Here is an 8,046-nt window from a genome sequence, read left to right as displayed (position 1 = left end):
GTCGCCGCCGCCCCCGCGGCCCCGGGCGCCCCCGGCTCGGTGGCCGCCCAGCTCGCCGAGCGGCTCGGGGCCCGCAGCGCGGGCGCCTACCTCGACGGCTCCGAGCTCGTCGTCACCGTCACCGACGCCGCCGCCGCACGGACCGTCCGCGCGGCGGGCGCGCGGCCGAAGACGGTCGAGCGCAGCGGCGCGGACCTGAAGGAGGTCATGGCCGAGCTGAAGCGGGACGCGTCCATCCCCGGCACCGCGTGGGCGATCGACCCCGCGTCCAACAAGGTCGTCCTCACCATGGACGGCACCGTCAAGGGCGCGAACCTGGAGAAGGTGCGGAGCGAGGCCGCCGAGCACGGCGCGGCCGTCCGCACCGAGCGGGTCGCCGGCGAGTTCCGCATGTTCACCGCCGGCGGGCAGGCCATCTACGCCGGCGGCGGCCGCTGCTCGCTCGGCTTCAACGTCCGCAGCGGAAGCACCTACTACTTCCTGACGGCCGGGCACTGCACCGCCATGGGAACGACCTGGACGGACGGCAGCGGGCGCACCCTCGGCCGCACCGTCGCCAGCAGCTTCCCCGGCAACGACTACGGCGTCGTGCAGTACACGTCGACGCCGCAGGACACGCGCGGCACCGTCCACCTGTACGGCGGCGGCACGCAGGACATCACGCAGGCCGGGAACGCGACGGTCGGCCAGACCGTCAGCCGCAGCGGCAGCACCACCGGGCTGCACCGCGGGCGGGTCACCGCCCTCAACCAGACGGTCAACTACCGGGAGGGCAGCGTCAGCGGCCTCATCCGGACGACCGTGTGCGCCGAGCCGGGCGACAGCGGCGGGTCGCTGTTCGCCGGGTCGACCGCGCTGGGCCTGACCTCGGGCGGCAGCGGCAACTGCACGTGGGGCGGCACCACGTTCTTCCAGCCGGTCACCGAGCCGCTGTCCCGGTACGGGCTGAGCGTGTACTGATCCGGGCGGTCCCCGCTAGCCCGCGGGGACCTCGAGGGTCCGCAGGATCTCGGCGATGACGTCGGGCTGCCGGTCGGCCAGGTAGAAGTGGCCGCCCGGCAGCGTCCTGAGGGCGAACCGGCCGTCGGTGACCTCCCCCCATCCGGCGGCCTGGTCCGCCGTCACGTGCGGGTCGGCGTCCCCGACGATCGCCGTGACCGGGACGGTGAGCCGGACGCCGTCCCGGTGCGCGTACGACTCGATCAGCGCGAAGTCGTTGCGGACGTACGGCAGGACCAGTTCCCGCAGCTCCGGGTCCCGCAGGGCCTCGGCGTCGGTCCCGCCGAGCTTCACCATCTCGGCGACCACGCCGTCGTCGTCGCGGTCGGCGACCCGCTCGTCCCCCCGGTCGTGGGGCGGGCGGGCGCCGGACGCGAACAGGTGCACCGGGGCGCTCCCCCGCTCCTGCAGCAGCCGCGCCGCCTCGTAGGCGATCACGGCGCCCATGCTGTGCCCGAACAGCGCGGCCGGGCGGTCGGCGAGCGGCGCCATGGCGCCCGCGACGAGCCGCGCGAGCTGGTGCGCGTCGGCGACGAGCGGCTCGGCCATCCGGTCGGCGCGCCCCGGGTACTGGACGGCGTGCACCTCGACGGCGGGGCTGATCTCCTTCGCCCAGGTCCGGTAGAACACCGCCGACCCGCCCGCGTGCGGCAGGCAGAACAGCCGCATGGACGCCCAGGGGCGCGGCTCGGCGCAGCGGAACCAGCTCACGTGATCAACTCCTCCTCGTCCCGGCGCGGGACGGTGCGCGGGTCGTGCGGCAGCGGCCACGGCGCCGTCCGGGGGTCGGGGACGAGCTTGGGGGCAACGGTCTCCGCGGCCACCTTAAATCCCCGCCGCCGGTAGTTCGCCATCGCGTTGGGGTGGTCGAGGCTGCTGGTGCGCAGCCACACCCGCGTCGCGGGGCCGCTGTCCGGCGCCCACAGCTCGCCGCGCCGCCAGGCCCGGCGGACGCACTGCTCCACCAGGTACCCGCCGTAGCCGCGGCCGACGAACGCGGGCCCGAGCCCCACGAGGTGGATCTCGGTGTCGCCGCCGGGCTGCGCCTCGATCTCGAAGAACCCCGCGACGGTGCCCTCCGCCATCGCGATCCAGGTGCTCAGCTCGGCCCGCTCCACCCAGGCGCACCAGTCGGCGTGCGTCCAGCCGAACCGGTCGGTCCAGCAGACGCGGGCGCCGACCAGCGCGTACAGCGCCCGGTTGACCTCGGCGGACGGCCGCCCGGCCAGCGTGAACGTCATCTCGACGCCGGGCAGCGGCGCGGGCCGCAGGTCGGCGGCGTCGAGCATCTCCATCGTCCACTCGGTGACCGCGGGGACCGCGACGGCCTCTCCCGGGCTAGTCACCCATGGCCTCGATGAGGCTTTTGGGCCGCATGTCCGTCCAGTTCTCGTCGACGTAGGCGAGGCAGGCGTCGCGCGTGTCCTCGTCCTTCGCGACCGTCCAGCCGGCGGGGACCTCGGCGAAGGACGGCCACAGGGAGTGCTGGCCCTCGTCGTTGACGAGCACGAGGTACGTGCCGTCGGGGTCCTCGAACGGGTTCGTCATGTCATCCCTTTCCGTTCTCGCTGTGGAGTTTGTCGAGCCTGGCGGCGAGCACGGCGCCGATCTCGGCGGCGGGGCCGGGCTCCATCAGCAGGTGGTGGTCGACGTCGATCGGGTACTCCTCGACGCCGCCGTCGACGAGCGGGCCCCAGTTCGTCCGCCCGGTGGGCGAGCCGGCGGTGCGTCCCTTGAGCGCGGTGAAGAACACGACGTCGCCCCGGTACCGGCCGGGCCGGTACTCCTCGGCGTGCCGGAGCCCGTTCTCGTAGTTGCGGTAGACGTTGACGAGGTCGTCCTCACCGAGGGTGGCGAGGGCGTCGCCGCGCTCGGCGAGCACCGCCATGATCCGCGCGAGGTCCGGGTTCCCGTCCGCGGCGATCATCCCGGCGTCGATGCCGATGGCCTGCAGCAGCTCGGGCAGGATCTCGCGGCGCTCGGACTCGAGGTCCTGCCCGTGGTAGGCGTCGATGAGCGCCAGCATCCCGACCTCGTCGCCCGCGGCCTGGAGGCGGACGGCCATCTCGTAGGCGACGAGCCCGCCGAGCGACCAGCCCGCCAGATGGTAGGGCCCGGACGGCCGGACGGCCCGGATCTGCGCGAGGTAGTCGTCGGCCATCTCCTCGACGGACACGGGCGGCTCGCCGCGCGTGAACGCCCGCGCCTGGAGGCCGTAGACGGGCTGGTCGGGCCCGAGGTGCCGCTGGAACTGAAGGTATCCCCAGGCGAGGCCCCCGGCCGGGTGCACGAAGAACACCGGCGGCCGGGTCCCGGACGTCCGGATCGGGAGCAGCACCTCGAAACCGAGCCGGTCCCCGGGGTCGCCGACGCGGGTGAGCGCCTCGACGGTCTGGTGGGTGAACACGTCCCGGGGCGTCAGCTCGATGCCGGCCCGCCGCGCGCGGGACGCGAGCTTCAGCGCGGTGATGCTGTCGCCGCCGAGGTCGAAGAAGCTGACGTCCGCGCCGACCCGGTCGAGGCCGAGGACGCCCGCGACGATCTCCGCGAGCCGTTCCTCCTCGGGGGTGCGGGGGGCGCGCCCGGCGGCGGCGCGCCCGTAGTCGGGGGCGGGCAGCGCGCGGCGGTCGAGCTTGCCGTTGGGGCCGACGGGGAACGTGTCGAGCCGGACGAACGCCGCGGGCACCATGTACTCGGGCAGCCGGGCGGCGACGAACCGCCGCAGGCCGTCCGTCCCGTCCCCGTCCTCGCCCGGCAGGCCGGGGGCGATGACGTACGCGACGAGCGACTTCGCGCCGGGCGCGTCCTCGCGGGCGACGACGGCGACGTTCGCGACGGCGGGGTGCGCGGCGACCGCGGCCTCGATCTCGCCGAGCTCGATGCGGAACCCCCGCACCTTCACCTGGAGGTCGGCGCGGTCGACGTACTCGAGGGTGCCGCCGGGGCGCCACCGCACCAGGTCGCCCGTCCGGTACATGCGGCCGCCGGGCGGGCCGTACGGGTCGGCGACGTACCGTCCGGCGGTGAGGCCCGGGCGCCGCAGGTAGCCGCGGCCGAGCCCGGCGCCCGCGATGTACGCCTCGCCCACCACGCCGGGCGGGACGGGCCGCAGGCCCGCGTCCAGCACGTAGACGCGCGTGTCGTCGATGGGGCGGCCGAGCACGGCGGACGTCTCGGCCGGGTCCGCGAGGGGGCCGCGCAGCCCGGTGACGGTCGTGTAGGTGGTGGCCTCGGTGGGCCCGTACACGTTGCCGACCTCGGTGTCCGGGCAGGCGGCGAGGACCTTGCGGATCGCCGCCGGGGACCCGGCCTCGCCGCCGGTGAGCACCTCCCGGAGCCGCGCGAACGCCTGCGGGCGCTCGTCCGCGACCAGGTTGAACAGGGTCGTGGTGAGGAACAGGCCGGTCAGGTCGCCCTCCGCGATCAGCCGTTCGAGGGCGGCGCCGTCGAGATGGCCGGGCGGCGCGACGACGGCGGTGCCGCCGTGCAGCAGCGGCGTCCACAGCTCGTAGATCGACGCGTCGAAGGCGTGCGGCGAGTGCACGAGGACGCGGTCGTGGGCCCCGCCGCGCAGCCGCCCGTCCGTGGCGAGGTCGACGGCGTCGCGGTGCCGCAGCATCACGCCCTTCGGCACGCCCGTCGACCCGGACGTGAACAGCACGCACGCGAGCTGCTCGGGGTGGCACGGGACGCCGGGGTCGGTGCCCGGCTGCTCTGCGAGGACCGGGTCGTCGTCGAGGTCGAGGACGTGCGCGGACGTCTCCAGGTCCGCGACGCGCGCCCGCATCGGCGCGTTCACGACCAGGACGGGCGCGGCGACCTCGGCGACCGCCCAGGCGGTGCGCTCGGGCGGGTACCCGTGGTGGATCGGCGCGTACGCCCCGCCCGCCTTGAGGATCGCCAGGGACGCGACGGCGATGTCGGCGGACCGCTCCAGCAGCACGGCGACCGGCACGTCCCGCCCGACGCCGAGCCCGACGAGCCGGTGCGCGAGCCGGTTGGCGCGCTCGTCCAGTTCGGCGTAGGTGAGCGACGCACCGGTGTGCGGCGTCCGGACGGCGACCGCGTCCGGGGTCCGGGCGAGCCGGGCGGCGAACGCGCCGGTGACCGTGCGGGCGGGCCGGTCGGTCCGCGGGCCCTGCCAGCCGCGCAGGACGAGCGCGCGCTCCTCGTCGTCGAGGACGTCGATGAGGCCGAGCGGCAGTCCGGGCCGGTGCGCGATCGCGTCGAGGATCCGGACGAGCCGCCGCATCAGCCGTTCGGCGTCGTCGCGCGCGAACAGGTCGGTGCGGTGGTCGATCCGCAGCGACAGGGCCCGTCCGGGGACGGCGGCGAACGTCAGCGGGTAGTGGCTGGCGTCGTAGCCGTCCACGCCGTGCAGGGAGAGCCCGCCGAGGTCGGTGCCCGCGGCGTCCGGGTCGAACGGGTAGTTCTCCAGCACGGTCATGGTGTCGAACAGCGCCCGGCCGCCCGCGAGCCGCTGCACGTCGGCGAGGCCCAGGTGGTGGTGCGGCATCAGCGCGGCCTGCTCGTCCTGCAGCCGGGCGAGGGCGGCGGCGACGGTGTCGGCGGGACGGACGCGCACCCGGATCGGCAGCGTGTTGATGAACAGGCCGATCATCTGCTCGACGCCCGGCAGTTCGGGGGGCCGCCCGGACACCGCGGCCCCGAACACGACGTCCGTGCTGCCGGTGAGGCGGCCGAGCAGGACGCCCCACGCAAGCTGCAGGACGGTGTTGAGGGTGACGCCCTGCGCGCGGGCGCGCGCGCCGAGCGCGGCCGTCAGGTCCTCGGTGAGGCGGGTGCGGACCCGTCCCGGGGTCTCCGCGCCGGGTTCGGACGCACCGGGCGCGACGAGCGCGGGCTCGGTGAACCCGTCGAGGGCGCGCCGCCAGGCGTCCTCGGCGGCGGCCCGGTCCTGCTTCGCGAGCCACGCGAGGTAGTTCTTGTACGGGGCGACGCGCGGCATGCCGGTGTCGTCGCCCTTCGCCAGGTAGAGCGCGAACAGCTCCGTCTGGAGGACGGGCGTGGACCAGCCGTCCAGCAGGATGTGGTGGTTCGTGAACACCATGCGGTGAAGGTCGTCGCCCAGCCGGATGAGCAGGAACCGCAGCAGCGGCGGTTTCGCCATGTCGAACGGCCGGGCCCGTTCGGCGTCGGCGAGCCGCTTCGCCTCCGCCTCCCGGTCCGCCTCCGGGAGGCCGCTCAGGTCGGCGTCCCGCCAGGGCAGCCGCACCGTGCGCTGCACGACCTGGACCGGCGAGCCCTCCTTGCGCTGCCGGAACCCGGCCCGCAGGTTCGCGTGGCGGCGCAGCAGCGTCGCCGCGGCGGCCCGCAGCGCGTCGACGTCCAGCGGGCCGCGCAGGTCGAACACGATCTGCGCGGTGTAGACGTCGTTGCCCGAGTCGTAGAGGGCGTGGAAGAACAGTCCCTGCTGGAGGGGGGACAGCGGGAGGATGTCCTCGAGTTGCGACCTGCTCAATCGTCCTCCCATTCCCCGTCGAGCTCGGCGGCGAGCTCGTCGATCTCGTCCTGGCCGACGTCCACCAGCGACAGGTCGGACGGCGTGAACCCGCCGACCGGGCCCTCGGCGGCGCCGTCCACGACGTGCGCGACGAGGCCGCGCAGCGCCGCCGTCCAGCGCCCGGCCAGGTCGGCGATCGCGGCGTCGTCGAAGAGGTTCCCGGCGTAGGTCCAGGTGGCGGTCAGTTCGGGACCGTCCGGCAGGTCCCGGGTGTGGGCGTTCACCTCGATCGCGTGGACGAGCGCGAGCGCGTCGTCCTGCCCACCGCCCAGGGCGTCCGATTCCGCCTGCGCGGCCGGGCCCCAGTCGGCGGCCTCCGGGACGGCCGACCGGCCGAGGTAGTTGAACGCGACCTGCGGGTGCGGGCGCCCGGCGAGGCGCGCCGCCGCCGGCGGGTGGAGGTACCGCAGCAGCCCGAACCCGATGCCGTTGTCCGGGATTTCCCGAAGCTGCTCCTTCACCCGCTTCAGCGCGGTCCCGACCGCCTGGCCGCCCTCGCGGACGTCGGTCGGCTCCACCCAGCCGGCGTCGAGCCGCACCGGGAAGATCGACGTGAACCAGCCGACGGTCCGCGACAGGTCCACACCGGGCACGATCTCCTCACGGCCGTGGCCCTCGAGGTCGACGAGCACCGCCGTCTCGTCCGTCACGCCCCGGTCGCGCCGCCACTCGGCGACGGCCAGCGCGAGCCCGGTGAGCAGCACGTCGCCGACCCGCCCGTGGAACGCCGCCGGGACGTCCGCGAGGAGCGGCGCGGTGACGTCGGCGGGCAGGCCCACCGTGTGGTGGCGGGCGCCGCCGAACGTGTCGGCCGCCGGGTCCAGGGGGCGGGCGCCGAGCACGGGGTCGGGCGTCGCGAGGACGTCCTCCCACAGCGGCAGTTCGGCGGCGCGGGCGGGGTCGGACGCCTCGGCGGCGAGCCGCTGCGCCCACCGGCGGAACGAGGTCGGGACGGGGTCGAGCGTCCCCCCGGCCCACGCGGTGACGAGGTCGGGCAGCAGGATCCGCCACGACACGCCGTCCACGACCAGGTGGTGGAGGGTGAGCAGGAGGCGGCCCGAGCGGTCCGGCCCGGCGTCGAACCAGACGAGCCGCACCATCGCCCCGGTCGCGGGATCGAGCCGGTCGCGCGCGGCGCGCGCCTCGGCGGCGAGGACGGCCCGCAGCTCCGCGCCGTCCCGCCCGGCGACGTCCACGCGCCGGACGAGCGGCGCCGCGTCGACCGTCCCCCGCTCGGCGACCTCGAACTCGGCGCCGTGCACGCGGAGGCGCAGCATGTCGTGGTGGTCGATGACCGCGCGCAGCGCCTCGGTCAGTCTCGCCGTGTCGAGGGACGGCGGCACCTGGAGCAGCATGCGCTGGCTGTAGCCGGCGACCGGGCCGTCCAGCTCCCGGAACCAGTGCATGATCGGGGTCGCGGGGACCTGCCCGATTCCGGCGCCGGGCGGTTCGGCCTCGACCCGCTCGTCCTCCCCGACCGGACGCGCGACGGCGGCCAGCTCCTCGACGGTCTGGTGCTGGAA

The 8,046-nt window shown here is 75.4% G+C and carries 6 protein-coding genes; 1 reads left to right on the top strand and 5 read right to left on the bottom strand.

What is annotated here, in order from left to right; translation table 11 throughout:
• A partial coding sequence (locus tag ACFQ11_RS36465; protein WP_378307301.1) for a S1 family peptidase occupies positions 1–960 on the top strand: 960 nt, incomplete at its 5' end.
• A gap of 15 nt (positions 961–975) precedes the next feature.
• On the opposite strand, the gene ACFQ11_RS36460 is transcribed toward ACFQ11_RS36465, so the two are convergent.
• The 5 genes from ACFQ11_RS36460 to ACFQ11_RS36440 all read right to left on the bottom strand — a co-directional run.
• Positions 976–1,710, bottom strand: a complete 735-nt coding sequence (locus tag ACFQ11_RS36460) for a thioesterase II family protein (RefSeq protein ID WP_378307300.1) — start codon at positions 1,708–1,710, stop codon at positions 976–978.
• On the bottom strand, positions 1,707–2,345 hold the full coding sequence (locus ACFQ11_RS36455) for a GNAT family N-acetyltransferase (protein WP_378307299.1): 639 nt from the start codon (positions 2,343–2,345) through the stop codon (positions 1,707–1,709). The genes ACFQ11_RS36460 and ACFQ11_RS36455 overlap by 4 nt, the downstream gene beginning before the upstream one ends.
• A complete protein-coding gene (locus ACFQ11_RS36450; protein ID WP_378307297.1) occupies positions 2,338–2,547 on the bottom strand; it encodes an MbtH family protein in 210 nt (69 codons plus the stop codon). Before ACFQ11_RS36450 ends, ACFQ11_RS36455 begins: the two co-directional genes overlap by 8 nt.
• Before the next feature lies 1 nt (position 2,548).
• Positions 2,549–6,481, bottom strand: a complete 3,933-nt coding sequence (locus ACFQ11_RS36445; RefSeq protein WP_378307295.1) for an amino acid adenylation domain-containing protein — start codon at positions 6,479–6,481, stop codon at positions 2,549–2,551.
• Positions 6,478–8,046, bottom strand: a 1,569-nt coding sequence (locus tag ACFQ11_RS36440) for a condensation domain-containing protein (RefSeq protein WP_378307293.1), incomplete at its 5' end; no start/stop codon positions are given. The genes ACFQ11_RS36445 and ACFQ11_RS36440, both read right to left, overlap by 4 nt.

The organism is Actinomadura sediminis, from assembly GCF_042675525.1.
GTDB lineage: Bacteria > Actinomycetota > Actinomycetes > Streptosporangiales > Streptosporangiaceae > Spirillospora > Spirillospora sediminis.
This window is presented reverse-complemented; position numbering and strand designations above follow the sequence as displayed.

What these genes read in the sequence shown, in the direction of transcription:
- ACFQ11_RS36450 (WP_378307297.1), bottom strand. Translation starts at nt 2,547, where the DNA reads ATGACGAACCCGTTCGAGGACCCCGACGGCACGTACCTCGTGCTCGTC.